Origin of the sequence: Massilia eburnea (assembly GCF_050709955.1) — a bacterium.
GTDB classification, from domain to species: Bacteria; Pseudomonadota; Gammaproteobacteria; order Burkholderiales; family Burkholderiaceae_D; genus Rugamonas; species Rugamonas eburnea_A.
On record NZ_JBNZFX010000021.1, the window covers coordinates 107,448 to 134,091 of the forward strand.

Annotated in this window: 19 protein-coding genes and 2 pseudogenes; 15 read left to right on the plus strand and 6 right to left on the minus strand. The window is 64.7% G+C overall.

What is annotated here, in order from left to right; genetic code table 11:
- Position 1: 1 nt before the first annotated feature.
- The 4 genes from ACQ4MM_RS11975 (at position 2) to dcd (ending at position 4,801) form a co-directional block, all read left to right on the plus strand.
- A complete protein-coding gene (locus ACQ4MM_RS11975; protein WP_431477572.1) occupies positions 2-805 on the plus strand; it encodes a TatD family hydrolase in 804 nt (267 codons plus the stop codon).
- Positions 806-830: 25 nt separating this feature from the next.
- The gene (locus ACQ4MM_RS11980) at positions 831-3,290 is read left to right on the plus strand and encodes a DNA internalization-related competence protein ComEC/Rec2 (RefSeq protein WP_431477573.1); all 2,460 of its coding nucleotides are present in this window, start codon (positions 831-833) and stop codon (positions 3,288-3,290) included.
- A gap of 63 nt (positions 3,291-3,353) precedes the next feature.
- A complete protein-coding gene (locus ACQ4MM_RS11985) occupies positions 3,354-4,193 on the plus strand; it encodes an alpha/beta fold hydrolase (protein WP_431477574.1) in 840 nt (279 codons plus the stop codon).
- 41 nt (positions 4,194-4,234) lie between these two features.
- The gene (gene dcd / locus ACQ4MM_RS11990) at positions 4,235-4,801 is read left to right on the plus strand and encodes a dCTP deaminase (RefSeq protein ID WP_055926450.1); all 567 of its coding nucleotides are present in this window, start codon (positions 4,235-4,237) and stop codon (positions 4,799-4,801) included.
- 3 nt (positions 4,802-4,804) lie between these two features.
- On the opposite strand, the gene ACQ4MM_RS11995 is transcribed toward dcd, so the two are convergent.
- On the minus strand, positions 4,805-6,424 hold the full coding sequence (locus ACQ4MM_RS11995) for an ATP-binding protein (protein ID WP_431477575.1): 1,620 nt from the start codon (positions 6,422-6,424) through the stop codon (positions 4,805-4,807).
- A gap of 3 nt (positions 6,425-6,427) precedes the next feature.
- Complete coding sequence (locus tag ACQ4MM_RS12000) at positions 6,428-7,111, minus strand: response regulator (RefSeq protein ID WP_431477607.1); 684 nt, start codon at positions 7,109-7,111, stop codon at positions 6,428-6,430.
- A 127-nt stretch (positions 7,112-7,238) separates the two neighbouring features.
- On the opposite strand from ACQ4MM_RS12000, the gene ACQ4MM_RS12005 reads away from it, so the two are divergent.
- The 9 genes from ACQ4MM_RS12005 (at position 7,239) to ACQ4MM_RS12045 (ending at position 16,695) form a co-directional block, all read left to right on the plus strand.
- Positions 7,239-7,724, plus strand: a complete 486-nt coding sequence (locus ACQ4MM_RS12005) for a Spy/CpxP family protein refolding chaperone (protein WP_431477576.1) — start codon at positions 7,239-7,241, stop codon at positions 7,722-7,724.
- On the plus strand, positions 7,714-8,220 hold the full coding sequence (locus ACQ4MM_RS12010; RefSeq protein WP_431477577.1) for a hypothetical protein: 507 nt from the start codon (positions 7,714-7,716) through the stop codon (positions 8,218-8,220). Before ACQ4MM_RS12005 ends, ACQ4MM_RS12010 begins: the two co-directional genes overlap by 11 nt.
- Positions 8,221-8,232: 12 nt before the next feature.
- Positions 8,233-9,087: an intradiol ring-cleavage dioxygenase gene (locus ACQ4MM_RS12015; RefSeq protein WP_431477578.1), complete on the plus strand. Its 855-nt coding sequence runs from the start codon at positions 8,233-8,235 to the stop codon at positions 9,085-9,087.
- A gap of 149 nt (positions 9,088-9,236) precedes the next feature.
- Positions 9,237-10,391, plus strand: coding sequence for a hypothetical protein (locus ACQ4MM_RS12020; RefSeq protein WP_431477579.1), 1,155 nt, complete (start codon positions 9,237-9,239; stop codon positions 10,389-10,391).
- 5 nt (positions 10,392-10,396) lie between these two features.
- Positions 10,397-11,656: a hypothetical protein gene (locus tag ACQ4MM_RS12025; protein ID WP_431477580.1), complete on the plus strand. Its 1,260-nt coding sequence runs from the start codon at positions 10,397-10,399 to the stop codon at positions 11,654-11,656.
- 13 nt (positions 11,657-11,669) lie between these two features.
- Positions 11,670-13,844, plus strand: coding sequence for a hypothetical protein (locus tag ACQ4MM_RS12030; protein ID WP_431477581.1), 2,175 nt, complete (start codon positions 11,670-11,672; stop codon positions 13,842-13,844).
- A 7-nt stretch (positions 13,845-13,851) separates the two neighbouring features.
- Positions 13,852-14,889 (plus strand): aminotransferase class I/II-fold pyridoxal phosphate-dependent enzyme, encoded by a 1,038-nt coding sequence (locus ACQ4MM_RS12035; RefSeq protein ID WP_431477582.1) that lies wholly within the window; start codon positions 13,852-13,854, stop codon positions 14,887-14,889.
- Complete coding sequence (locus ACQ4MM_RS12040; RefSeq protein ID WP_431477583.1) at positions 14,882-15,970, plus strand: hypothetical protein; 1,089 nt, start codon at positions 14,882-14,884, stop codon at positions 15,968-15,970. The genes ACQ4MM_RS12035 and ACQ4MM_RS12040 overlap by 8 nt, the downstream gene beginning before the upstream one ends.
- Positions 15,967-16,695, plus strand: coding sequence for an amidohydrolase family protein (locus tag ACQ4MM_RS12045; RefSeq protein ID WP_431477584.1), 729 nt, complete (start codon positions 15,967-15,969; stop codon positions 16,693-16,695). The genes ACQ4MM_RS12040 and ACQ4MM_RS12045 overlap by 4 nt, the downstream gene beginning before the upstream one ends.
- On the opposite strand, the gene ACQ4MM_RS12050 is transcribed toward ACQ4MM_RS12045, so the two are convergent.
- From ACQ4MM_RS12050 to ACQ4MM_RS12065, 4 genes and pseudogenes are all read right to left on the minus strand, one after another.
- Entirely contained in the window at positions 16,692-18,026 is a 1,335-nt protein-coding gene (locus ACQ4MM_RS12050) for a sigma-54-dependent transcriptional regulator (protein ID WP_431477585.1), read from the minus strand. The genes ACQ4MM_RS12045 and ACQ4MM_RS12050 overlap by 4 nt on opposite strands.
- Before the next feature lie 112 nt (positions 18,027-18,138).
- Positions 18,139-20,394: an Orn/Lys/Arg decarboxylase N-terminal domain-containing protein gene (locus tag ACQ4MM_RS12055; RefSeq protein ID WP_431477586.1), complete on the minus strand. Its 2,256-nt coding sequence runs from the start codon at positions 20,392-20,394 to the stop codon at positions 18,139-18,141.
- 82 nt (positions 20,395-20,476) lie between these two features.
- Positions 20,477-21,040 (minus strand): DUF4337 domain-containing protein, encoded by a 564-nt coding sequence (locus ACQ4MM_RS12060; protein ID WP_431477587.1) that lies wholly within the window; start codon positions 21,038-21,040, stop codon positions 20,477-20,479.
- A gap of 3 nt (positions 21,041-21,043) precedes the next feature.
- Positions 21,044-21,527, minus strand: a pseudogene (locus ACQ4MM_RS12065) (dihydrofolate reductase).
- A 214-nt stretch (positions 21,528-21,741) separates the two neighbouring features.
- Between ACQ4MM_RS12065 and carA the strand changes: the two are divergent.
- Both carA and carB read left to right on the plus strand, forming a co-directional pair.
- Entirely contained in the window at positions 21,742-22,899 is a 1,158-nt protein-coding gene (gene carA, locus ACQ4MM_RS12070) for a glutamine-hydrolyzing carbamoyl-phosphate synthase small subunit (RefSeq protein WP_431477588.1), read from the plus strand.
- Positions 22,892-26,122, plus strand: a pseudogene (gene carB, locus ACQ4MM_RS12075) (carbamoyl-phosphate synthase large subunit); the annotation flags it as partial. The gene carA and the pseudogene carB, both read left to right, overlap by 8 nt.
- Positions 26,123-26,644 lie beyond the last annotated feature (522 nt).

The following is a 26,644-nucleotide window of genomic DNA, read 5'->3' on the forward strand; positions in this document are numbered from 1 at the left end:
CATGTGGATCGATACCCATTGCCACCTTGATGCCCACGAATTCGGCGAGCAATCGCTGGCGCTGGCTGCGCGGGCACAGGAACGCGGCGTGGGGATGGTGGTGATTCCGGCTGTCGACCGCGCCAATTTCGCCGTGGTGCGCGAGTTGGCGCACCGGGCTCCCAATGCCTGCTACGGGCTGGGCATCCATCCGATCTATGTGCCGCATGCGGTAGAGGACGACCTGGCCTTCATGCGCGAGGCCGTGGCGCAGGCGATGGACGATCCGCGCTTTGTGGCGATCGGAGAAATCGGGCTGGATTTCTTCATCCCCATGCTGTGCGAGCCGGAGATGCGCGAAAAGCAGGTGTTCTTCCTGCGCGAGCAGCTCAAGATTGCACGGGATTTCGAATTGCCGGTGTTATGCCATGTGCGCAAGTCGCAGGACCAGGTGCTGAAGCATGTGCGGCAGGTCGGTCCAGCGGGCGGCATCGCACATGCGTTCAATGGCAGCTTCCAGCAGGCGCAGGCCTATATCGACGCCGGTTTCAAGCTCGGATTCGGCGGCAACCTGACATTTACCCGGGCGCTGCAGATTCGTCGCCTGGCGGCTGAATTGCCCTTGTCTTCCATCGTGGTTGAGACGGATGCGCCGGATATCGCCCCTTCCTGGGTGCATCCGGGCGTGAATACTCCGGCCGAGGTGGCAGGCATCGGTGAGGCGCTGGCTGGACTGCGCGGCGAAGAGCCGGGCGCGGTCGCAGTGGCGACTACCCGGAATGCTTTGGATGTGATGCCGCGCTTGCGGGCCTTGATGGCCGCCTGACCGGCCAGCCAGCCGGGGAGGGGAGATGCGGTGCGCAATCCTCGGCCTGATCGGCGGCGTAGCCTGGCTCCAGGCGCAGGCGGTTTTGCCGGATGCGGGCGTTCAATTAGCTTGCGCGCTGAGCGCTGCGTCGGCAGTTTTGGCAGGGGCACGCGTTGAACGGCAGGCACTGGCTTTCCTTCGCGCGGGGCTTGCCGTCACGGCGGGTGCTTTGGCGGGTTTCGCCTGGGCCGCCTTCATCGCGCAAGGTGCCCTGTCCAATGAACTGGCGAAATCCGAAGAGGGCAGCGACTTCGACGTCGTCGGCACGGTCGATAGCCTGCCAAGCCGGCAGGACAACAGCATACGTTTCAATTTTGCGGTCGAATCCCCGTCGGATGTGCCTCCGCGCATCGTGCTGTCCTGGTATTCCGGAGCGCGGGCAGGCAGCGGTGCGCCGCCCCCCGATTTGCTGCCGGGCGAGCGCTGGCGCCTGAAAGTTCGCTTGCAGCGGCCGCATGGCAATGCCAATCCCTACGGATTCGATTACGAACTTTGGTTGCTGGAACAGGGTATCCGCGCCACCGGCTACGTGCGCGCCGAGGGCCGCAACGAGCGCCTGTCCGGCTTTGTGGCGACCCCGCACAACGCCATCGAACGTGCGCGCCATGCGATCCGTGAGCGTATCAACGCTGCGTTGCCGGATGCGCGCTATGCCGGAGTAATCGCCGCGCTGGCGATGGGCGACCAGCGCGGCATCTCGCAGCAGGATTGGCAGGTTTTCAGCCGAACGGGTATTTCCCACCTTGTTTCCATCTCGGGCCTGCACATCACCATGATCGCTGGCCTGGTGGCCTGGCTGGTGGGCTGGTTGTGGGGGAAGTCGCTCTTCATGCCGGAATGGCAGTTGCGCTTGCTGTTGCCTGCAGCGCGGCTGGCGGTAAGCGCCGGCTTCCTGGCCGCCTGGGGCTATGTTGCGTTGGCCGGGTTCGGCGTCCTGGCGCAGCGTACCCTGTACATGCTGGCGGTTGTGGCCCTGGCGGTGTGGCTGGACCGGCTGTCGGCGATTTCGCATGTGCTGGCGCTGGCGGCAGGCGTGGTGGTGATTCTCGATCCCTGGGCGGTGATGTGGCCAGGGTTCTGGTTGTCGTTCGGGGCAGTCGCCGCGATCCTGTACGCAACGGTCGGCAGGATGTCGCTGGCCGGCGCTGCGGCCTCCGCAGGAGCGCTTCCTGTCGCAGCGGCCGATGCCTCGCTGGGCTCCTGGCGGGACGCGCCGTGGCTCACCCGCATGCGCGAAAACCTGCGCCTGGCCGCTGTAACGCAGCTTGCGGTAACGGTCGGCCTTGTACCACTGACAATGCTGCTTTTTTCGCAAGTATCGATCGTCAGCCCGCTGGCGAATGCCATCGCCATCCCCGTTGTGAGCCTGCTTGTGACGCCGCTGGCGCTGGCAGGCAGCGTCTTGCCAGACCCCTTGGCCGCGCCGGTGCTGCGATGCGCCCACTGGCTGCTGGAGGCGTTGCTCGACCTGTTGCAGTGGCTATCGGCCCAGCCGCTGGCCGTCTGGTCCGCGCCCACACCCGGCTGGCCGACATTCGCCTTTGCCCTGGCAGGTACCGCCTGGATGCTGGCCCCACGCGGCTGGCCGTTGCGCTGGCTCGGGCTCGCATGCTGGTTGCCGCTGCTGTCGGCGCGGACGGAAAGCCCGCCGCCCGGTGTCTTGCGCGCCATAGCCTTCGACGTGGGGCAGGGCATGGCCATCCTGATCGAAACCAACCAGCACCGCCTGCTGTACGACACTGGCCCCGCCTATACGCCGGAAACCAATGGCGGCAACCGCGTGATCCTGCCGTACCTGAGGGCGCGCGGCATCAATATGCTGGACGGCATGATCGTCACCCATAGTGACAGCGATCATGCCGGCGGGGCACTGGCGATCCTGCGCGACATCCGCACCGGCTGGGTGTTGTCCTCGCTGCCAGCGGGCCACCCGATCGTGCAGGCAGCGCCCCAGCACGCACATTGCGTCGCGGGCCAGAAATGGGAGTGGGACGGCATCCGCTTCGAAATGCTGCATCCCTCCGCCGCCAGCTACGACGACCCAAGCCTGAAGCCCAATGCGCGCGGCTGCACGCTCCGCATCGCGACCAGATACGGCAGCATGCTTCTGCCGGCCGATATCGAAGCCCCGCAGGAGGCGGCGCTGGTAGCGGCCATGCCCGAAAAATTGCATGCCGGAGTCCTGCTGGTGCCACATCACGGCAGCGGTACCTCATCGACCCCCGCGTTCCTGGCCGCGGTGCAGCCGCTACACGGCATTTTCCAGCTCGGCTACCGCAACCGCTACCACCACCCGCGAGCCGACGTGTTGCAACGGTACGTGGAAAGGGGCGTGGCTATCTGGCGCACCGACCAATCCGGGGCGATTTCAATTGACATCGGCGCCGAGCAACAGCTCAGCGCCTACCGCCAGCAGCGTGCTCGGTACTGGCATGGCCGCTGATCCTGAGCGATAATTAGAAGCTTTGTACGAAACACTTGTTGCCATTGCTTTTAGAATAAGTTGATGACGAAACCGAAAGTCCATTTCGCTCACGCGAACAGTTATCCGGCGGGAACCTACCGCCAATTCTTCGAGTACCTCGGCCAGGATTTCGAAGTGCAGGCGCTCGACATGCACGGCCATAACCCGCGCTACCCGGTGGAAGATGGCTGGGCCAAGCTGGTTGAGGAATTGATCGCCGAGCTGGAATCGCGCTACCAGAAAGAACCAGTGATCATGGTTGGCCACTCCCTGGGCGGGCTCCTGGGCCTGATGGCCGCCGCCCAGCGCCCGGACCTGGTGCGCTGCGTAGTCATGCTCGATTCCCCTGTGGTGGCCGGCTGGCGCGCCAACGTGTGGCGCCTGTTCAAGGGCACCCGTTTCTCGGACCGCTATTCTCCGGCGCGCTTCTCGGTCAAGCGCCGCAACGTCTGGCCAAGCCACAAGGAAGCGCTGCGCCACTTCGCCAGCAAGGAAATGTTCGGCGCCTGGGCGCCCGGCGTCCTGCTGGACTATCTGGAGCACGGACTGGTGGATCACCCGGAAGGCGTGCAATTGCGCTTCAGCCGGGAAACCGAAACCGCGATTTACCGCAGCCTGCCGCACCATATCGGCAGCCTGGTTAAAGGCGAGTTCCCGGTCCCAGTCGCCTATGTGGCAGGCGATAACTCGGTAGAAAACCGCCAGGCGGGCCTCGAGCACACCCGCAAGCTGGTGGGCCGCAATTTCCGCATGATGCGCGGCTCCCACCTGTTCCCGATGGAGATGCCGCGCGTTGCGGCTGAAATGACACGCGACGTGATCCGCCAGATGCTGGGGAGCGAGCTCCAGGCCAGCGAAGCGCCCCAGCGCATGCGCGCCTGATGTAAAATCCGCACCATTATTTAAACCAGAAAGCACCTGCGATGACGATTAAAAGCGACAAATGGATACGCCGCATGGCGGAACAAACCGGCATGATCGAGCCGTACGAGCCTGGCCAGGTACGTGCCGTGGACGGCCGCAAGGTGATTTCCTATGGCACTTCGTCGTACGGCTACGACATTCGCTGCGCCGACGAATTCAAGGTGTTCACCAACATCAACAGCACCATTGTCGACCCGAAGAACTTCGATTCGAATTCCTTCGTCGACGTGAAGAGCGATGTCTGCATCATTCCTCCGAATTCGTTCGCACTGGCCCGCACCATCGAGTACTTCCGCATTCCGCGCAATGTGCTGACCGTTTGCCTGGGCAAGTCGACCTATGCGCGCTGCGGCATCATCGTCAACGTGACCCCGTTCGAGCCTGAGTGGGAAGGTTATGTGACCCTGGAATTCTCGAACACCACCCCGCTGCCAGCCAAGATCTATGCTGGCGAAGGCTGCGCCCAGGTGCTGTTCTTCGAAAGCGACGAAATCTGCGAAACCTCGTACAAGGACCGCAATGGCAAGTACCAGGGCCAGCACGGCGTGACCCTGCCGAAGGCTTAAGCGCTAAGCTCTGACCAGCGGGAGCGAGAGCTCCACACAAAGTCCGCCGCCGGTTCGATTGGCGGCGGCAATGCGGCCGCCGTGCTGCTGCACTACCTGCTGGGCGATGGCAAGCCCCAGTCCATGCCCGTCCACGTCCTTTTCCGTGTTGCTGCCGCGGTAGAAGGGCTCGAAAATCCTCCCCAAGTCTTCCTGCGCTACGCCAGGGCCGTTATCCATGACGCGAATGCGGACGAAACGCGCGTCGAGCACAGTTTCCACTTCGACCTTGCCGCCGGCGGGGCTGTGTTTGATGGCGTTGCGGACCACATTTTCGATGGCGCGCGCCAGCAGTTCCGGCTGTCCGTTCAACTGCGCGTCCGCGATGCCGGTGAAGGCAACTTCGCGCCCGATGGTGGCGGCTTCGAATTTTGCGTCCTGCACGATGTCGTCGAGCAGTTCCCCGATGCTGAATTCCTGCTTGGGAGCGTCGAAAGCGCCGGCTTCAAGGCGGGACAGGGTAAGCAACTCGCCGACCAGCTTGTCCATGCGCACACTTTCGCGCTCGATGCGTTCCATCGACGCGGCTGCTTTTTCCGGCTGCTGGTGGGCCAGGCCGATTGCGGCCTGCAGGCGCGCCAGCGGCGAACGCAGTTCGTGCGATACATCGTGCAGCAGGTTTTTCTGGCCGTCCAGCAGGTTGCGCAGACGGCCAGTCATGCGGTCGAAATCGCGTCCCAGCGTGGTGAGTTCGTCGCCGCCGGCGCGCGGTTTGGCGGTGAAGCGTGGGGCGAGGTCGCCGCTTGCCGCAGCGTCAAAGGCCTGGCGCAGGGCCCGGATGGGGCGGGCGAAGTACCATGCCAGCAAGGCAGCGAACAGCAGGCTTGCCAGCACGGCGGCGCCAATCGGGATGAAGGGCGTCAATGGGCGGAAGCGCGGCGGCGGGCCCCCTACGTCGCCACGGCCGGGCTCAGGACCGGGACCGGCGCCCTGGCCGGGCGCTTGGCCTGGGTCGGCGCCGGCGGCGGAGCGTGCGGCTTCGCGTGGCGGTGGCGGGGGCGGATTCGATCCCGCCGCGCTGGCGCCGGGCTCACCGCCGGCGTCGCCCGCGTTCCCCGCTCTGCCCGGCGGTAGTACAGGAAGAGGGCGACCTTCCGGGCGGCGGAAGGCGCGCGGGTCGAGACCCGGGATGCCCGAGCCTGCAAGCAGGTTGCGCGGGTCGGGCGCGTCGAGTGCGCCCTGGTGGCGGCGCGAAGGCAGGAACAGCAGGTAACGCTGGCCGTTCGGCGCAGTGACCTGGCGCACGCCGCGCGGGTCCGGGCTGGCCAATTTCTTTTGCGCTTCCGATAGCATGCTCGGCGTGGTGATGCGACCCAGCAGCTCCTTGCCGTCATCGCCGACCGCATACACACGGTGGCGCGGCATATTCTCCAATAGCTGGCGCAATCCATCGGTACCGCCAAAGGCCAGCGTGGCGGCGGCGGATTCGATCGACATTTCCGCCGGCGGCCCGGCCTCGATATCGGAGGGCCGCGCTTCGGCGGCAGCGCGTGCCTTCAGCCACACGGCGCCGCCAATTGCAGCGGTGGCAGCAACCTGGGCGAGCAGGATCGAAAAGAAGAATTTCCAGAACAGGCGCCCCACGGCTTACTCCCGGATCAGCTGGTAACCCAGGCGGTACACGGTTTGCAGGCACGAGCGCCCGTCGGAAATGGAGCCCAGCTTGTGGCGCAAGCTGCTCATATGGACATCGATATTGCGGTCGAAGCGCGCCATTGGACGTCCCAACCCCTGCTCGGACAACACGTTCTTGCTGACCGTTTTGCCCGCATTGCGCGCCAATACTTCAAGCAGATTGAATTCTGTGCTGGTCAGCTCCAGCGGCACCCCGGCCCACGCTGCGCGGCGCTGCTCCGGCCACATGGTGAGCTGGCCGACGGTCAGCGGCCCGCTGCCCGTGTCCTGCACGGCTTGCGTGCGGCGCAGGATGGCGCGGATGCGGGCAGTCAGCTCGCGTGGCGTGCATGGCTTGGTGACGTAATCGTCCGCACCCAGTTCGAGGCCGACAATGCGGTCGGTATCGTCGCCGCGCGCGGTCAGCATCAGGATCGGCATCTGGCTCACGGCGCGGATGCGGCGCAGGGTTTCGAGGCCGTTCATGCGAGGCATCATCACATCCAGCACCGCAATGGCAAATGCCCCCGTCAATGCGGAGGCGGTACCGGCTTCGCCATCGTGGGCGGTGCTGGCTTCGAAGCCTTCCTGCTCCAGGTATTCCTGGAACATGCCGACCAGTTCGACGTCGTCGTCAATCAATAGGACCTTGTTCATGTCGTCCATGATAACAAATCACTCCGGCAGGTTTGCTCGATCTTTACACGTTTTTACCTGCTACTTACGGCGCTTTACAGGCTGTAGCCAGAGAATGAAATCTCACCATCACCACTGGAGATTCACGATGAAGAAGAGCACATTGACCCAGCTGCTTCTGGCCGCCGCCATGGCGCTGCCACTGCTGGCGCGTGCAGAGGAAGCCATGCCGCCGGAGGGGGAGCGTCCGCAATTGGCAGGCCCGCGCGGCGATTTCCCGGGCGGCCATCCACGCGGCCGTTTCGGCGCACCTGGCTTGCCGTTCCTGCACGGCCTGGAATTATCGGAAAGCCAAGAGGACAAGCTGTTCCAGCTGATGCACAACCAGGCGCCATACCTGCGCGAACAGGAGCGCGCCCACGATAAGGCAATGCGCGCCCTGCATGAGATGCGAAATGCCGAGAAATTCGATGATGCTGCCGCTGCCAAGCTGGCGCAGGCGGCCGCGCAGGCGCAAGCCAACCTGACCCTGTCGCATATCCGCACGCACCAGAAGGTGCTGGCCCTGTTGACCCAGGAGCAGCGTGCCCAGATCGCTTCTCGCCAACAGCAAGGAGGCTTCAATGAACGTTAATCCGGTCAGTTTCAGCGGCTACACCAGCCAGCTCTCCACCAGCGGCAGCGAGCAGGCGCGCCAGGCGCCGCCGCCACCGCCACCCGGTCCGCCACCGGGCGAAGGTGGCTTTATCAACGCCATCGGTTCGGCGCTCGAGTCGCTGGGCGTCACCGATGTCGCCGCCACAGACAAGGAAAGCGCGGCATCCTCGCTTGGCAGCTTCCTGCAGGATCTGATGACGTCCTTGCATGGGCAGGGCGAGGCCAGCGGCGCGCAAGCGGAAGGCCCCGGCCGCCTGGCGGAAGACATCCAAGGCCTGATCTCTTCGCTGCAAGGCGACTCGTCCGAAACCGGCGAAACGTCGTCGCTTGAGTCGTCCTTCTCGTCGCTGCTCTCGGCGCTCGGTGCCAATAACAGCGATTCCAAGGCCAAGCTGGCCAGCTTCCTGCAAGCGCTGGCGGACAAGCTGCCTGAAGCCGGCAGCAGCGGCAACCTGATTAACACAACGGCATAACAAGGAGAACCTATGGACGCGCATGACCACGGGCTGGCAGCAGACCTGGAAGTAATGATGAACATGGGCAGCACCCGCCGTCGCTCGCTGCGGTGGTTGCTGGCCGGCGCGACCACGCTGCCGCTGATGGCCTGCGGCGGCGGGTCGGTCAGCACCAGTACTGGCAGCAATGGCAGCAGCGGCAGCAGCACCGGAACCGGGAGCACCGGCACCACTGGTAGCTGTACCGTGATTCCGGAAGAAACTGGCGGCCCATACCCGGGCGACGGCACCAACAGCAATGCCAGCGGCATCGTCAACGTGCTGACGCAAACCGGCGTGGTGCGCAGCGATATCCGCAGCAGCTTCAATGGCGCCAGCGGCACGGCGGCCGGTGTTCCGCTGACCATCAAGCTAAAGATCGTCAACGCAAACAACAGCTGCGGTGCGGCCGGCGAATTTGCGGTCTACCTGTGGCACTGCGACCGCGAAGGGCGCTACTCGCTGTATTCCAGCGGCGTGACGGACCAGAACTACCTGCGCGGCGTGCAGGGCGCGGACGCCAACGGCGACCTGTCCTTCAGCACCATCTTCCCCGGCTGCTACGACGGCCGCATGCCGCACGTGCATTTCGAGGTGTATCGCAGCCTGGCGCAAAGCAGCAGCGCCTCGAACCGCATCAAGACTTCACAGTTCACGTTCCCGATGGCGACACTGAATGAAGTCTATGCCACCTCGGGTTACAGCAGTTCCGCAAGCAACCTGTCCCGCATCAGCTATGCCACCGACAATATCTTCAGCGATGGCTACTCCCTGCAACTCGGCACCATGAGCGGCAATGTCACCGACGGCTATGTCGTCACGCTGACGGTGGCGGTCGCCGCCTGATTCCCGCCGGGGCGAAGCCGGTTTCGCCTCGCATCCTCCTTTTTCGCCATCTCCCGAAACGGCTTTCGCCGCAGCCAGCGCCTGCCCCAGTGGCAGCGCTGGCACGCGCCTTGCTCTAATCCATGCATGGTTTAGGCATTGGAGAAAGCATGGACCGTCTGCTCAACTATCGGCCGGAACTGGAACTGTCCCCGGCGGCGCCACAGGCAGTATGGCGCGATGAAAGCCTGCCGCAAGCAGCCGAACTGTTGACGGCGCGCCGCGAGGACCGTTTGCCGGCATGGTTCCGCCATGTGGCGCCGGGCCTGGATGGCGTGCTGCCCAAGCTGGCCGAGCAGGTGCTCGCCGCCGGCCCCAGGGCTGCCCGCTTGCTCGGCCTGGAGCTTGAGGGCCTGAGCGCCGAAGACCGCGAGTTCGAAACAGCGCGCCAGTTCATGCGCTTTGCCGGTCTGGCCGCACGCCGCGCCAGGCAAGCCGCCCGCGGCGATCCGCGCCAGGTCCGGCGCGCTGCGCTGAACATCGCGGCCAGGCAATTTGCACCGGGGCTGTTGCCCGCCATCGTATCCATCATGGAACGGCGTCCCGTTCCACCATCCGCAGCACCACACCAAAGGGGACTAATCATGCATGACACCGACCGTACCACCCTGGAATTCGGCAACGAAACTTCCTATGAAGGGGAATATGAGTTTGGCGAAGCCGAATGGGGCGGCGAAATGGGTCAGCAAGGCATGCTGACCGAGGCTGAAGAAATGGAACTGGCCAGCGAACTGCTGTCGGTCACCAATGAAGCCGAACTTGAGCAATTCCTGGGCAGCTTCCTGAAAAAGGCTGCATCGTTTGCCGGCAATGTGATCCGCTCGCCGGTCGGCAAGGCCATTGGCGGCGCGCTCAAAGGCGTGGCCAAGAAAGCGCTGCCGCTGGCCGGTGGCGCCATCGGCGGCTACTTCGGCGGCCCGCTGGGCGCCAAGATCGGCAGCGGCCTGGCGTCGGCGGCAGGCAGCGCCATGGGCCTGGAGGCGGAAGGCGAAATGTCGGGTGAGGATCGCGAATTCGACGGCGCACGCACCTTCGTCAAGGTGGCTGCCGATACCGTCAATCGCGCCGCCCAGGCCCGTGGTGGCGACCCGCGCCAGATCGCCATGCAGGCCGCCACCGCAGCGGTGCGCCAGCACGCGCCGGGCTTGCTGGCCAGGGCCGGCCAGCAGTCCGGGCAGGGCGGCCAGCAGGCGGGAATGGCCGCGCGCGGCAACTCCGGACGCTGGGTGCGCCAAGGCCGCAAGATCGTGATCTACGGGGCCTGAGCCGTATGAACCCCTACGCCGCCCGGATGCTGGCACAGGAGGCGCGCGCCTTGCTGGCGCGCCTGGCCCGTGTGCTGCCATTCGCACTGATCGAGCCGATGGTGCCGGCTGCAGCCTTGCTGCCGCAAGCGCAGCTGGGGATAGAACGGCAGCTGGTGGCCGGGCGGCGCGAGCTGCGGGCGATGGTGCGCGGCTTCCTGCGCTGGCTGCGCAGCCCGGACGGGCGGCGTGCCAGCCCGGCGCATGCGCAGCGCCGCTTTACTTTCCTGCGCATGAAGTTCAACGCAGCCCTGATCCAGTTCGATATGTTCAACGACGTGATCACGCAGCGCAGCGAACACCGCAACGGTGTCTGGCTGGCGGGACTGGACGTGGCGTCCGCCGACGCCCTGGCGCTGCGCGGCGGCTACTACACGGCGCCGCCGGTGATCTGCTACCTGGATCGCGGGCCGGGGGCGGCGATCCGGCGCGCCCGCACCCGCTTGCCGGGCGGCGGCGACAACCCGGTGGCCATCATCCGCGTGCCGCGCGAGCGCATGGTCGGCGCCAGCATTGCCTCGTCCCTGTTCCACGAGGTAGGCCACCAGGGCGCAGCGCTGCTCGACCTGGTCAACTCGCTGCGTCCGGTGTTGCAATCGCTGCAGACAGGCGCCACGGGTCCGGCCCCGGTCTGGAAACTGTGGGAGCGCTGGATCTCCGAAATCGTTGCCGATTTCTGGTCGCTGGCCAGGGTCGGCGTGGCGGCGACCCACGGCCTGATCGGCGTGGTCAGCCTGCCGCGCATCTTCGTTTTCCGCCTCAATACAGACGATCCGCATCCGGTGCCGTGGATCCGCGTGTTGTTGAGCTGCGCGATGGGTGAACGCCTTTTCCCGCATCCGCAGTGGCAGCGCATGGCGCGCCTGTGGGAATCGTTTTACCCGCTCGAAGGCTTGCCGCAAGCGGAGCAGCGGCTTTTGCTGCAGCTGCGCGCTTCGATGCCTGCGCTGGCCGGCTTGCTGGCCAACCATCGCCCGGCCTTGCTGCGCGGGACTTCGCTGCCGCAGGCCTTGCAGGTGGATCAGCGCCAGCCGGCCTACCTGGCCCTGCTGTTCCGCCTGTGGCAGCGCCAGCCGCAGCGCATGTACCAGTCCTCGCCGGTGCTGGTGTTTGCGGTGATCGGCCAGGCGCGCGCGGACGGCATCCTGAGCCCGGAACACGAAAGCATCCTGCTGGCGCGCCTTCTGACGCACTGGGCGCTTCGCAACACCCTGACTGACCTTTGAGGAGAGCTCCATCATGGCAAAGAACGTAACGCAGGCGAAACCCGGTGGCGGGCATGGCCGGATCGACGTGCATGTGCGCGCAATGACGCCGGCCAACGGCGCCGTGCCGCTGGTGCATGCAAAACTCAACCTGTACAAACTGACGCAGGGCGAAGTCGATGCATTGAGGGCCAGCAAACGGATCGAGGGCCAGAAGGCAGCCGTCGATGCCAACCCGGCATGGATGCTGGTGGCCCATACGCATACCGGTCCCGCCGGCGATGCCCAATTCGCCGGGCTGGAAAACGGCTTCTACATCGTGCTGTACATGAACGTTAGCCCGTTCGACAAGAACATGGTCAGGGGGCGCCTGATCGGCATCAGCGACGGCGACATGCGCGGCGAGTGCGCCTACCAGCTGGACACCAGGTTCCGCCTGGAGACCGAGTTCTACGCCAACGGCGAAAAGCTGTCGCGGCTGCACGGCCTGGTGGGCGACCACGCGTGGGTGACGGTCAAGCACGACGCAAACGAGACCAACCCGATGCCGGAAATGTACTACGTGCCCGAAGCGCCCCTGCAAAGCCAGGGCAAGGACGGCGTCGAGTCGAGCGCACGGCTGAACTCCGTCGGCACCACGGAAGTGGCGGTGAACGTGTACATGCGCGCCTATGACGACGCCGGTGCGATCGATCCGGACGACGCCGCCCATTACCGCAACGCCAGGCAGGTCATCGTCGATGAGCCCAGCCCGCTGCAAGTGGCCGGCAAGATCACCACCCAGGCCTCGCGCACCGAGGCGGAGTGGCGCCCCGTCATCGCCCACTGGACCTTGATCAGGAACAGCGCCGAGGCGCTTTCCTTCAACAACTACCAGCTCTTCGTCGACCACCTGTTCTGCCACAATGCCGGCGGCGTCGTACCCGATTTCGAGCGCGAGCGCTTCCACGACAAGGAACGGGCCTTCCGTTCGCTTGAGAAGCGGCGCGCCTTGCCGTTCAACGACTCGGATTCGTATCGCGTGCTGAAAGCCGCCACCGAAGCGTTCGTGATGGTCAATTGCGGCGTGTTGCGCACGCCGTATGCCTTCCGTGGCCAGGACGATGCCGAATACCTGGACCGGCGCGACCTGCCGGATGACCGCAAGCTGGAAGAGGAGCTGGTCAAGCGCTACCTGTCTTCGCTCGACCCGAAGACCAAGATCCTGCCTTACCTGGCCCTGATCCGCAGCAAGCTGCCCGATGTGCGCATCCACATGGGCCACCAGGAAGAACACGAAGCCGAGTTGTGCGCTGGCTTCATCCGTGAGCGCCTGGTCAACCCCTGCATGATGGAGCTGATCTGGGCCTACTGGCAGGAAGAGGGCATGCTGGTGCAGACCATGAATGCGATTACGCGCCGCTTCCAGAACGTACGCGCGCTTGGCCACGGCAGCGGCCCGGACCCGCTGGCCAATATGGAAATCGACATGCTGCGGCCCTTGAACAACCTGTTGTGGGGCTATGTACAAGACGAACAGCACCGCTTGAGCGTGGTGCGCCGCAACTACGAGTACGACCACCACTACGGTATCCACCTGGACGGCAAGGCGGTGCGCGATTTCCGTCCGGCCGACAGCCGTTCCAAGTTCATCGAGGCCTTCCACAACCTGCTGCGCCAGCTGATGCCGTTCTACCGGCAGGACGACGACACCACCGTCAAGGCCGACGCCTTCCCGATCCTGAATGCGCTGAAGGAGGTGCACCTGATCCTGTCGCAAGGGGCGCACAACCAGTTCGGCGACCTGCCGTCCACCGCGCGCATTGAAATGCTGATGCAGCAATGGATGCTGGCGCGGCCTGAATTCCGGGAATTCCTGCCCACGCGCCTGATGGTAGCGCATCCCGAACCGTGGATGGACCGGGTCGACGCGATGAAAAAAGTGCAGGGCTGGAGCGACACCAGCATCGCCCACTTCCGCGACCTGGCCATGTTCGGCGAACAGTTGCTGCTGTCGGTCCGCTACAGCCACTGGAGCGAAGTCTACGACCCGACCGAAGCGTTTGCCTGGGCGCGCTTCTGGCGCCCGCAGGCGCAGGGCTATTTGCACGCTTATCGGGCTGTGACGGGCGTCGACCTGACGGCGGAGACCGCGAACCCGAAACTGGAGGCCACCATGCCGTCGGTACTGCTGCGGCAGCGGCTGGAGGCCATGCCGCGCACCGCGTGAGGCGGCGGTGCGCGCCGACTTCACCAGTGCCCTCTACCTGGGCATGCGCCATCCCGCGCAGTCGCTGCCGGCCTGGGACGAGCTGACGCTGGGGAAGCCGGCGGCGTTGGAGCCGGTGCCGGGCGAGCCGGAACTTGGCGCCGCCCTCGCTCGCCTGATGGATTGCGAAGCCGCTTGCCTGCTGCCTTCCAGCCTGCACCTGTTCTGGGATTTGTTTGGCTGGCTGGCGGCAGCGCGGGTGGCGCTGCTGGTCGACAGTGCGGCCTACCCGGTGGCGCGCTGGGGCGCTGAACGCGCCAGGGCGCAAGGTGTGCCCTTGCAGTGTTTCGGCCATTGCAGCGATGCCCAGGCAGCCTTGATGGCTCGCCGCTGGCGGGAAGCAGGGCGCAGGCCGGTGATCCTGTCGGATGGCTATACGCCGGGCGATGCTGCTGCGCCGCCGCTGGCCAGCTACGCAGACATCGCCGATTCCAACGGCGGCTTGCTGCTGCTGGATGATACGCAGGCGCTTGGCGTACTTGGCATGGATGGCGGTGGGTCTGTGGTCGAACATGGGCTTGGCGGCGCACCGATCCTGGTCGGCGCTTCGCTGGCAAAGGGATTCGGGGCTCCGCTGGCTGTGCTGGCCGGGCCGCGCAAGATGTTGGGCAGTTTCATGGCGGCCAGCGCAACGCGGGTGCATTGCAGCCCACCCTCGGTGGCGGCGATTGCGGCTGGCCGCTGCGCGCTGGAAGCCAATCGCAGGACGGGCCGGGCCATGCGCGAGCGTTTGCGGGAACGGATAGTGCAATTGCAGGCGGCGCTGGCCGGGCGCGCGATTGCCTGCCAGGGGGGCGGATTCCCCGTCCAGCGCATCGTGTTGCCGCCTTTGTGCGATGGTCAGGCATTGAGGCGTGAACTATCGCTGGCCGGGATTGAAGTGCTGTTGCAGGGAACGCCGGCAAGGCCAATCCTGACTTTGTTGCTGCGGGCTGACCACAGCGCACAGCAGGTTGCCTACGCCGCCCGCTCGATCGGACAACTGATGGAGGTGCTCCATGTTTGAGACGATGGAATTCGAATGGCGGCCCAAAGGCGGCCGCGCAATGGGCCGGCCGCGTGTGCGTGCCACTCGCAAATCCCGCCCGGCGCCTGGCTATGGTGGCGGCTGGCCTTACCGCGTGCCGGTGTTTGAGCCGCTGCCGCTGCTTGAACCGCCCGCCAGCGACGAACCGGGTCCCGATGACGGCGACCGCGATGGGGATGGCGAACTGCCGCCGACCATCGCCCAGGCGGTGGGGCGGATGCCAGCCGCCTTGCAGCCAGCCTATGTGCCGGTCACCACGCTTGAACGGGCACCAAGCGATGGGCGCACGCACGGGCCGGGCTTGTATTATCTGGAATTCACGGTCAACGGCCAACGTCGCGGTTATAGCGGCCAGGCCCGGCATATGGGGCAGCGGCTGGCGCAGCACCGCATCTGCGCGGGAATGATGGGCATCCGGCCGGCGGATGTCAGCGTCTACGTAGCCGCCAACCTGGCGGACGATGTCGACCGCAGGCGACGCGAACGGACCCTGCACGATACGATGTTCAGGCATCACCAAGGCGTGCTGACCAACCAGCGCCGTGAATTGGAGTTCGAGGTGCTGGGCGAAGAGCATGAAGCACCCTGCGGCTGCAAGCGCTGCCAGCATGGCCCGTTCAGCTCCGAACAGGAAATGGAACTGGCGATGGAGCTGCTTGGCGTGCAAAGCGAGGAGGAGCTTGAGCAATTCCTGGGCAAGATGTTCAAAGGCGTGTGGAAGGGCATCAAGAAGGTTGCCAAGCCGTTGGGCGGCATCCTGAAAGGGATTGCAAAGAAGGCGCTGCCTTTCGTGGGCGGCGCGCTGGGTTCGTTCATCCCGATCCCCGGCGTCGGTACCGCCTTGGGCAGCGCACTGGGCGGTGCGCTAAGCAACGCGCTCGAAATGGAAATGCAGGAGATGCCGGAAGTGGACCGGGAACTGGAACTGGCGCGCCGCTTTGTACGCATCGCCGGTAGCGCCGCACAGACGGCCGGCGACAGCGACGGCAGCCCGCAAGCGGTACGGCGTGCCGTGCTGGAAGCCTTGCGTACCCATGCGCCGCACTTTGGCAAGTCATGATCATCGACTGCCATTGCCATGCCGACCCCGGTGACGGCTTGACCGGTCCTTGGGACAGCAATGCCGCGCTGGGCCGCTACGCCCGGCGCGCGCGTGAAGCCGGCATTGACCGCACCGTACTGCTGGCCGCTTTCCATTCCGACTACAGCGCCGCCAACGCCGGAGTGGCGCGGCTGGTGGCGGCGCAGCCGGAGCGCTACCTTGCCTTCGCTTTCGTGCACGCCAGGCGCGATGCAGGCCGGATCGCTGCGATGGTGCGCAAGGCGGTGGAGGAGTATGGCTTTGTCGGCATCAAGCTGCATCGGCACGACGCGCCGATCACTGGCGAAGTCTGCGAAGTCGCACGCCGCTTTGGACTGCCAGTGCTGTACGACCCGGTCGGCGTGACGTCGGTGGCGGAACTCCTGGCCGAGCAGTATCCGGACGTGAATTTCATCCTGCCCCACCTTGGCAGCTTTGCCGACGACTGGGCGGCGCAGCTGGCATTGATCGACCACGTGGCGCGGCACCAGAATATCTACACGGACAGCGCCGGTGTGCGGCGCTTCGACCTGCTGGAACAGGTGATCCGGCGCGCAGGCGCGCACAAAGTCCTGTTCGGGACGGACGGGCCGTGGCTGCATCCGGGCGTGGAGCTGGAGAAGATCCGCTTGCTGCGGCTGGGGACCGGGGATGAGGGCCTCGTCCTGGGCGGAAACCTGCTGCGGCTGATTGGGCGCAGCTAGGCCGGTGCGCAGCGCGCCTTGCGGCGCAGTTGCAGTGTGCGGTCGGTCACGCCCAGGCGCAGGGCTGCGCGCTGGTTGTTGTCGCCTTCCTGTTGCAGCACAAGCTGGATCGCGGTGTCGGTCGCCGCCTGGCCGATGCGAGCAAGGTTGACGCCAAGGTCCACTGCGCGCCCGATGGCGTTCATGAAGGCAGCATCGGGCCAGCACGAGACGCCGCACGGCCGCTCTTCAGGTGGCACGTCGCCGATGGTGAGCGGCCCCGGGCCGATATGCCGATGCCAGATGCGGGCCACGGTCTGCCGCAGGTCGCGCACGTTGCCGGGATAGCTGCGCGTCAGCAGGTATTGGCGAACGGCGGGATCGAGTTCGACGTCCTGAGCGCCGAGCTGGCGCAGGAAATGCTGTACCAGCGGCAGGATGTCGCCTTGCCGTTCCCGCAGCGGCGGCGTGCGGCAGCGCCAAGCGGCGATACGGTAATACAGGTCGGCGCGGAAGGTGCCGCTCCGGACTTCGGCCTCCAGGTCGCGATTGGTGGCGCACACCAGGCGGAAGCGCGTCGGATGCCAGTCATTGCTGCCAACGCGGCGATATTGCTGCTCCTGGATCACACGCAGTAATTGCGCTTGCAGCGCAAGCGGAAGTTCGCCCACTTCGTCGAGGAACAGCACGCCGCCGTTGGCCGCTGCAAAGGCGCCATCGCGCGCAATATAAGCGCCGGTGAAAGCGCCGCGTTCATGCCCGAACAATTCGCTGCCCCCCAGCTCCGGCGACAGCGTGGTGCAATCGACGACAGTGAGTGGCCCCGGCCCGCCATGCAGGCGGTGCACGGCCTGCGCCAGCAGATCCTTGCCGGTGCCGGTTTCGCCGGTGATAAGGACAGGGGAATCGGTGAAGGCCGCGATCTCCACCAGGCTTTGCAACAAGCGTCGCCAGGCTGCGCTTTGCCCAACCAGGCAGGCGCGTATGCGGTCGGAAGACATCAGTTGCGAGACTTCGTGCCAACGCTCGAGGCGCGCCAGCACTTGCGGCAGGATTGCTTCGCCATTGCGCCACAGGAGCAGGTCGGAGGCGCCGGCTGCCAGCACTTCCCACATGGCCTCGGCCGCCAGTTCGGCAGGCTCGCAACAGATGGCCAGCATCTGATGCGCACTCGCAGCCTGCAGGCCGGCAGCCAGTTCGTCGTCCCACTGCGTGAACAAAAAGATGGAAGCGTCGCTATCTTGCGGGGCTGCGAGGAGGGAAACGCCAGCGCCGGACAAGTCTGTCCGCAGCCTGTCGCTGGCATTGGCCGGCGCCTTCCCGGTCGCGAGAATGCAAGCTGAAAGCGCCATATAGTCGCCCTCCGGAAGGACAGGACGTCAACTATAGTGCGAAAGCGGGAGGGGGGACGTTGAGCTTGCTCAATCGTGCGCCGCGATGCGGCGCACGATCCACAGTGCAGAATTACTGCTTGACGCAGTCGACGAAGTAGTCTTTGCGGCCGTTCACTTCGCGCTTGACCAGGCCGTGCACATCGGTTTCGAAGCCTGGGAAGCGTTCGTTGAAGTCACGTGCAAAGCGCAGGTAGTCGACGATGGTCTTGTTGAAGCGCTCGCCCGGAATCAGCAGCGGGATGCCCGGTGGGTAAGGCGTCAGCAGGATCGAGGTGATACGGCCTTCCAGGTCGTCCAGCGGCACGCGTTCGATTTCGCGGTGCGCCATCTTGGCGAAAGCGTCCGACGGTTTCATTGCCGGCACCATGTCCGACAGGTACATCTCGGTGGTCAGGCGCGCCACGTCGTAGGCTTTATAGAAGTCGTGGATCTGCTGGCACAGGTCGCGCAGGCCCATTTGCTCGTAGCGCGGGTTGGCAGCCGAGAACTCCGGCAGGATGCGCCACATCGGGGCGTTCTTGTCGTAGTCGTCCTTGAACTGTTGCAGCGCGGTCAGCAGTGTGTTCCAGCGGCCTTTGGTAATGCCGATGGTGAACATGATGAAGAAGGAATACAGGCCGCACTTCTCGACGATCACGCCGTGTTCCGCCAGGTATTTGGTCACGATGGACGCAGGAATGCCGGATTCGCCGAACTGGCCGTCCAGCGACAGGCCAGGGTTGACGATGGTGGCCTTGATCGGGTCGAGCATGTTGAAGCCCGGCTTCAGGTCGCCGAAGCCGTGCCACTTCTTGCTTTCCTCGGTGAAGATCCAGTCTTCCTGCGAGCCGATGCCTTCCTCGGCGAAGCTGTCCGGGCCCCAGACCTTGAACCACCAGTCGCTGCCCCATTCTTCGTCGATCTTGCGCATGGCACGGCGGAAGTCCAGCGCTTCCAGGATGGACTCTTCCACCAGGGCGGTGCCGCCTGGCGCTTCCATCATGGCCGCCGCCACGTCGCAGGAGGCGATGATCGAGTACTGCGGCGAGGTCGAGGTGTGCATCAGGTATGCCTCGTTGAAGGCATCCTTGTCCAGCTTGACGGTCTCGGAGTCGCGCACCAGCACCTGCGAAGCCTGCGACAGGCCAGCCAGCAGCTTGTGGGTCGACTGGGTCGAGAAGATCATCGACTCCTTGGCGCGCGGGCGATCCTTGCCGATCGCGTGCATGTTCTTGTAGAAGTCGTGGAAGGTGGCGTGCGGCAGCCAGGCTTCGTCGAAGTGCAGGGTGTCGATCTTGCCGTCCAACATTTCGCGCAGGGTTTCCACGTTGTAGACCACGCCGTCGTAAGTCGACTGGGTGATGGTCAGGATGCGCGGCTTCTTGTTGACCGCGGCCTGGGCGAACGGGTTGTTGGCGATCTTGCGCTCGATGCTCTCCATCGAGAACTCTTCCAGCGGGATCGGGCCGATGATGCCCAGGTTATTCCGGGTCGGCATCAGGAACACCGGGATCGCGCCGCACATGATGATCGAGTGCAGGATCGATTTGTGGCAGTTACGGTCAACCACGACGATGTCGCCAGGCGCCACGGTCGAGTGCCACACCATCTTGTTGGAGGTGGAGGTGCCGTTGGTGACGAAGTAGGCGTGGTCGGCGTTGTAGATGCGCGCCGCGTTGCGCTCGGACGCGGCAACCGGGCCGGTATGGTCCAGCAACTGGCCCAGTTCTTCCACCGCGTTGCAGACGTCGGCGCGCAGCATGTTCTCACCGAAGAACTGGTGGAACATCTGGCCGATCGGCGACTTCAGGAACGCCACGCCGCCGGAGTGGCCAGGGCAGTGCCAGGAGTAGGAACCGTCGTTCGCGTAGTGCACCAGGGCGCGGAAGAACGGCGGCGCCAGGCCGTCCAGGTAGGACTTGGCTTCGCGGATGATGTGGCGCGCCACGAATTCCGGGGTGTCCTCGAACATGTGGATGAAGCCGTGCAGCTCGCGCAGGATATCGTTGGGGATATGGCGCGAAGTGCGGGTTTCGCCGTACAGGTAGATCGGGATGTCGGCGTTCTTGTAGCGGATTTCTTCGACAAAGGCGCGCAGCGATTTCAGCGCGTTGTCGGTTTCCTCCGGGGTGCCGCCGCCGAACTCTTCGTCGTCGATCGACAGCACGAAAGCCGAGGCGCGCGACTGCTGCTGCGCAAACTGCGCCAGGTCGCCGTAACTGGTCACGCCCAGGACGTCCATGCCCTCATTTTCCATCGCCGCGGCGAGGGCGCGAATGCCCAGGCCCGACGTATTCTCGGAACGGAAATCCTCGTCAATGATGACGATGGGGAAGCGGAATTTCATCGATGGTCTCCAGGCGCGACCAAGCGCCTCAAAAAAATAAGACCGGGAGTATCGCAGAAATCCGGCTCCCGGGGTGAGTTATTTACAGCATTGCTATCACGCCCAGGCCGATGCCCACCGCGGCCACCCCGTAAGTGGCATACATCAGCCATTTACGGTTGGTCAGCAGGGTGATCGCGGCCAGTGCGATGGCGATCTGTTCGGCCGTGGTGGCCAGTGCCCATTGGTGGTGCTTATGCAGGGCGTGGTCGGACTTATGGTCCCACTCGGCCGATTTGGCCTCCCATGACTCGGCATCCTTCTTGATGGCGTCTTTCTCTTCCTTGTAGCGCAGCACCTCGGCCTTGTACTTCTCCACCTCGGCGTTCGGCAGCAGCATGGCCAGTTCGGCCAGGTTCTGCTTGGACGATTTGGCCTGGTAGTAGTTCCAGCGGTTGGACGCCTCGGTCTTGGCGATGGCCGCGTTGTTCTTGAACAGGGCTGCATCGTTCTGCGTGGCGCCACCCTGGTAGCCGAAGATGGCGCCCACGGTGGCCAGGATAGCCGTAGTCACGGCGATATTGCCGGAGAATTTGTCGTTGCTGTGTGCTGCGTGTTCCACGGCGTGGTCGTGCGGGCCGTGGACGTGGAAACCGTGTCCGGACATGTTTTAGTTCCTGGTATAGCTGATAAATGAATAAGGCAGCCCGGCTGCCGAAACGTGCTCCTCACGCGCCACTTCCTGCCATTCGCCGGCAGCCAGCGCCGGGAAGAATGCATCGCACTCGTAGGTGCGGCCGATGCGGGTGATTACAAGCTTGCCAACCAGCGGCAAGGCTTGTTGATACACCTGCGCACCGCCGATCACGAAAGCTTCATCGGTACCCGCGACCAGCGCTTGCGCTTCTTGCAGCGAACCGACGCGCTCCACGCCCTCGTGCTGCCACTCCGCATTGCGGCTGATGACGATGTTGCGGCGGTTCGGCAAAGGGCGGCCGATCGAATCGAAGGTCTTGCGGCCCATGATAATCGGGTGGCCGGAAGTGAGGCGCTTGAAGTGCGCCAGGTCCTCAGGCAGGGTGCCATGGAAGAGCGTTGTTGATACCTATGCCATTGCTGGAATCAGTGGCAACGATAATGGTCAGATTTGTCATGGCCGACATTATATATCGGAGCACTTTGCAATCCGGTCACGTTGCGGAATTGCGCCACCGCAATTTATTTTGGCCCTTGAACGGGGCCTTGTGACCATTGGAGAGTTTTGTCGGGGGGATGCCGGCGTATCGTAGCTTCCAGCGCGCTAGGAATTACTGCTGAGTAATTCTGTTTGTTGGTTTTATAACGATACGAACCCCAGGAGAACCCCTGATGAAACACCCACTCAAGCATCCCCACGGGAATGCCGGGCGCGCTATTCTCGCATTGGCTGATGGCACCCTGTTTGAAGGCACCTCGATTGGTGCCAATGGCTCCACGGCTGGCGAAGTCGTATTCAATACCGCCATGAGCGGGTACCAGGAAATCCTGAGCGACCCAAGCTACAGCCGCCAGATTGTCACGTTGACTTATCCCCACATCGGCAATACCGGTGTCAACCGCGAAGATGGCGAGGCGCCGTTGATCCATGCGGCAGGCCTGGTGGTGAAAGACGTGCCTTTCCTGGCATCGAATTTCCGCAGCGAGCAGGACCTGTCGTCCTGGCTGGCGGAGCAGGGCGTGGTGGCAATCGCCGGCATCGACACCCGCAAGCTGACCCGCATCCTGCGCGAGAAGGGCGCCCAGTCCGGCGCCATCATCGCCGGCGGCGCTGCGGAAGAGGCACTGCGCCTGGCGCGCGCATTCCCCGGCTTGTCGGGCATGGACCTGGCGCAAACCGTCAGCACCGCGGCCCCCTATGAGTGGACTGAGACCGAATGGATGCTGGGCCACGGCCACGGCCGCCAGATGCAGCCGCGCTGCCATGTGGTGGCCTACGACTTCGGCGTGAAAGCAAATATCCTGCGCATGCTGGCCCAGCGCGGCTGCCGCGTGACCGTGCTGCCTGCGAAAGCCGGCGCCGCCGCCGCGCTGGCCCTGAACCCGGACGGCATTTTCCTGTCGAACGGCCCGGGCGACCCGCAGCCCTGCGACTACGCCATTGAAGCCGCACGCGAACTGATTGAACGCGGCGTGCCGACCTTCGGTATCTGCCTTGGTCACCAGATCATGGCATTGGCTTCCGGCGCCCGCACCGTGAAGATGAAATTCGGCCACCACGGCGCCAACCACCCTGTACAAGATATCGAGACTGGACGTGTCATGATCACCTCGCAGAACCACGGCTTTGCCGTCGATCCAGATTCGCTGCCGAATAACTGCGCAGTCACTCATATTTCGCTGTTCGATGGTTCGCTGCAAGGCTTCCGCCGCACCGACAAGCCGGCCTTCTGCTTCCAGGGGCACCCGGAGGCATCGCCGGGACCGCACGACCTGGCGCCGCTGTTCGACCGTTTCGTCAGCATGATGGAGGGCGCTCGCCATGGCTAAGCGTAACGACATCAAGCGCATCCTGATCATTGGCGCCGGCCCGATCGTGATCGGCCAGGCCTGCGAGTTCGATTACTCCGGCGCCCAGGCCTGCAAGGCCCTGCGTGAAGAGGGCTACCAAGTGGTGCTGGTGAACAGCAACCCGGCCACCATCATGACCGACCCGGGCATGGCCGACGTCACCTATATCGAGCCGATTACCTGGGAAACCGTGGCGCGCATCATCGAAAAGGAACGTCCCCAGGCCGTGTTGCCGACCATGGGCGGCCAGACCGCGCTCAATTGCGCGCTGGACCTGCATCGCCACGGTGTGCTCGAGAGTTTCAATGTGGAGCTGATTGGCGCCACGCCGGAAGCCATCGACCGCGCCGAAGACCGCGCCAAGTTCAAGGCGGCGATGGAGCGCATCGGCCTGCAGTCGGCCCGCTCCGGCATTGCCCACACCATGGCCGAAGCCTGGCAGGCGCAGGAGCGTCTCGGCTTCCCGGTCATCATCCGTCCCTCCTTCACCATGGGCGGCAGCGGCGGCGGCATCGCCCGCAATGCCGAGGAATTCACCGCCATCTGCCTGCGCGGCCTGGAGCTGTCGCCGACTTCCGAACTGCTGATCGAGGAATCGCTGATCGGCTGGAAGGAGTTCGAGATGGAAGTAGTGCGCGACCGCAAGGACAATTGCATCATTGTCTGTTCGATCGAGAACCTGGACCCGATGGGCGTGCACACCGGCGACTCGATCACCGTGGCGCCGGCGCAGACCCTGACCGACAAGGAATACCAGATCATGCGCGACGCCTCGCTGGCACGTGCTGCGCGAGATCGGCGTGGACACCGGCGGCTCCAACGTGCAGTTCGCTGATCAACCCGCAAGACGGCCGCATGATCGTGATCGAGATGAACCCGCGCGTGTCGCGTTCCTCGGCGCTGGCGTCCAAGGCCACCGGCTTCCCGATCGCCCAGCGTCGCCGCCAAGCTGGCGGTCGGCTTCACCCTGGATGAACTGCAGCAACGAAATCACCGGCGGCGCCACCCCGGCTTCGTTCGAGCCTGCGATCGACTACGTGGTCACCAAGGTGCCGCGCTTCGCGTTCGAGAAGTTCCCGAGCCGCCGACCACCGCCTGACCACCCAGATGAAGTCCGTGGGCGAGGTGATGGCCATCGGCCGCACCTTCCAGGAATCGTTCCAGAAAGCCCTGCGCGGCCTGGATAGTCGGCGTCGACGGCCTGCAGCGCAGAAGACCACCGGCCGCGACGAAGCTCGAACAGGAACTGGGCCAGCCGGGCCCGCACCGCATCTGGTACGTGGGCGACGCCTTCGCCCAGGGCATGTCGCCTTGGCCGAGGTGAACCAGCCTGACCAACATCGACCCATGTGGTTCCTGGCCCAGATCCAGGACCTCGTCGACCTCGAACTGAATGGCTCGCCACCCAGCAAGCTGGGCGGCCTGGACCAGCGACGCCCTGCGCCAGCCTGAAGCAGCAAGGGCTTCAGCGGACCGCCGCCTGGCGCGACCTGCTCGGCGATGCGGCGAGCACCGCCGTGCGCAAGCAAGCGCCGCGCCCAGGGCATCCGCCCGGTGTACAAGCGCGTCGACACCTGCGCCGCCGAGTTCTCGACCGACACCGCCTACATGTACTCGACCTACGATGAAGAGTGCGAGTCCAACCCGACCGACAAGAAGAAGATCATGGTGCTGGGCGGTGGCCCGAACCGTATCGGCCAGGGTATCGAATTCGACTACTGCTGCGTGCACGCCGCGCTGGCCATGCGCGAAGACGGCTACGAGACCATCATGGTCAACTGCAACCCGGAAACCGTATCGACCGACTACGACACCTCCGACCGCCTGTACTTCGAGTCGCTGACCCTGGAAGACGTGCTGGAAATCGTCGACCTGGAAAAACCGGTCGGCGTGATCGTGCAGTACGGCGGCCAGACCCCGCTGAAGCTGGCGCTGGACCTGGAAGCCAACGGCGTGCCGATCATCGGCACCTCGCCTGACATGATCGACGCCGCGGAGGACCGCGAGCGCTTCCAGAAGCTGCTGCAGGACCTGGGCCTGCGCCAGCCGCCGAACCGCACCGCGCGCACCGAAGAAGAGGCGCTGGCGCTGGCGCGAGGAAATCGGCTACCCGCTGGTGGTGCGTCCTTCCTATGTGCTGGGCGGCCGTGCGATGGAAATCGTGCACGAGCAGCGCGACCTGGAGCGCTACATGCGCGAAGCGGTCAAGGTGTCGAACGACTCGCCGGTACTGCTGGACCGCTTCCTGAACGACGCCATCGAGGTGGACGTGGACTGCGTCAGCGACGGCACCGAAGTCGTGATCGGCGGCGTGATGGAGCACGTGGAACAGGCCGGCATCCACTCGGGTGACTCGGCCTGCAGCCTGCCGCCGTATTCGCTGTCCGACGCCACCGTGGCGGAAATCAAGCGCCAGACCGTGCGCCTGGCGCAGGGCCTGAACGTGGTGGGGCTGATGAATGTGCAGTTCGCGGTCCAGCGCCAAAAGGCCGATGGCCGCATGCTTGACCGGGTCTACGTGCTGGAAGTGAATCCACGCGCCTCGCGCACCGTGCCATTCGTTTCGAAGGCGACCGGCGTGCAGCTGGCCAAGGTCGCGGCGCGCTGCATGGCCGGCCGTTCGCTGGCGGAGCAGGGCGTCACCGCGGAAGTGATTCCGCCTTATTACAGCGTCAAGGAGTCGGTCCTGCCGTTTGCGAAATTCCCGGGTGTCGACACCATCCTGGGGCCGGAAATGAAATCCACCGGCGAAGTGATGGGCACCGGCAGCACCTTCGGCGAGGCCTTCCTGAAGGCCGAACTGGGCGCCGGCGTGCGCATCCCGCAGTCAGGCTACGTCTACATGCGGGTGCGCAAGGCCGACCAGGCGCGTGCCGTGGCGCTGGCGCGCGAACTGGCCGATGCGGGTTACGCGCTATGCGCCAGCGAAATAACGGCAGCCGTGCTGGAAGCGGGCGAAGTGCCGGTCAATGCCATTGAGGATGAAACCTTGATTGGCTTGCTGGCCCTGCGCGAAATCGCCATGGCCGTGGTCACGGTGGACGAGAAGCGCGTGGCAATTGCCGCCACGCGCAGCCTGCGTACGGCGGCACTGGCTTCCGGCACGGTGATGTTTACCACCATCGCGGCGGCCGAGGCGGCGGCGGAAGCCCGCAAGCACGCCGATAACACCACCGTGCGCTCGCTGCAGGAGCTGCACGCCACGCTCGCCCGCGACCAGCGCGAGACGCCGCCGCCGGCGCCGCGTCCCGTGCCCGGCGCCGTCGACCTGGCAGCGGCGGCGTGGCAGATGCCGGAGCGCCGTGCGCAATCGCGCCAGCGCAGCGTGGGCGTGGAACCGCTCAAGGTCTTTATCCGCCAGCCGTTCACAGAATCGAATGAACACGAGCAGCGCATGATCAGCGAGATCATGCAGATGATCGACAGCGCCAACGGCCTGCCGCATGCCTTCGACTACCTGACAGGCTTGCAGGCCGAGAGCGCGGAGACCTTCCGCGCTTCGTTCGAACGCAAGCAGGGCTTGCCGTTCACGCCGCAGAATTTCCGCCGCCACCGGCTTGCATTGCTGGACCAGGCGGACGTCATGGTCAACATCCGTGTTGGAATGAGTGAGAGCAGTGCATTCGAGTTGAGCTATCACATATTCAAGGGCCGCCGGACACCTATCCTGTTCCTGGTGTGGAAAGGCGCGCCAATCAAAACCACGCTGCTGCGTGAACTCGAT

Coding starts and splice junctions, on each gene's coding strand:
- ACQ4MM_RS12025 (WP_431477580.1), top strand. CDS start 10,397: ATGAACCCCTACGCCGCCCGGATGCTGGCACAGGAGGCGCGCGCCTTG.
- ACQ4MM_RS12055 (WP_431477586.1), bottom strand. CDS start 20,394: ATGAAATTCCGCTTCCCCATCGTCATCATTGACGAGGATTTCCGTTCC.
- ACQ4MM_RS11980 (WP_431477573.1), top strand. CDS start 831: ATGCGGTGCGCAATCCTCGGCCTGATCGGCGGCGTAGCCTGGCTCCAG.
- ACQ4MM_RS12060 (WP_431477587.1), bottom strand. CDS start 21,040: ATGTCCGGACACGGTTTCCACGTCCACGGCCCGCACGACCACGCCGTG.
- ACQ4MM_RS11975 (WP_431477572.1), top strand. CDS start 2: ATGTGGATCGATACCCATTGCCACCTTGATGCCCACGAATTCGGCGAG.
- ACQ4MM_RS11985 (WP_431477574.1), top strand. CDS start 3,354: ATGACGAAACCGAAAGTCCATTTCGCTCACGCGAACAGTTATCCGGCG.
- ACQ4MM_RS12030 (WP_431477581.1), top strand. CDS start 11,670: ATGGCAAAGAACGTAACGCAGGCGAAACCCGGTGGCGGGCATGGCCGG.
- ACQ4MM_RS12005 (WP_431477576.1), top strand. CDS start 7,239: ATGAAGAAGAGCACATTGACCCAGCTGCTTCTGGCCGCCGCCATGGCG.
- ACQ4MM_RS12000 (WP_431477607.1), bottom strand. CDS start 7,111: ATGAACAAGGTCCTATTGATTGACGACGACGTCGAACTGGTCGGCATG.
- ACQ4MM_RS12015 (WP_431477578.1), top strand. CDS start 8,233: ATGGACGCGCATGACCACGGGCTGGCAGCAGACCTGGAAGTAATGATG.
- dcd (WP_055926450.1), top strand. CDS start 4,235: ATGACGATTAAAAGCGACAAATGGATACGCCGCATGGCGGAACAAACC.
- ACQ4MM_RS12010 (WP_431477577.1), top strand. CDS start 7,714: ATGAACGTTAATCCGGTCAGTTTCAGCGGCTACACCAGCCAGCTCTCC.
- ACQ4MM_RS12020 (WP_431477579.1), top strand. CDS start 9,237: ATGGACCGTCTGCTCAACTATCGGCCGGAACTGGAACTGTCCCCGGCG.
- carA (WP_431477588.1), top strand. CDS start 21,742: ATGAAACACCCACTCAAGCATCCCCACGGGAATGCCGGGCGCGCTATT.
- ACQ4MM_RS12045 (WP_431477584.1), top strand. CDS start 15,967: ATGATCATCGACTGCCATTGCCATGCCGACCCCGGTGACGGCTTGACC.
- ACQ4MM_RS12040 (WP_431477583.1), top strand. CDS start 14,882: ATGTTTGAGACGATGGAATTCGAATGGCGGCCCAAAGGCGGCCGCGCA.
- ACQ4MM_RS12050 (WP_431477585.1), bottom strand. CDS start 18,026: ATGGCGCTTTCAGCTTGCATTCTCGCGACCGGGAAGGCGCCGGCCAAT.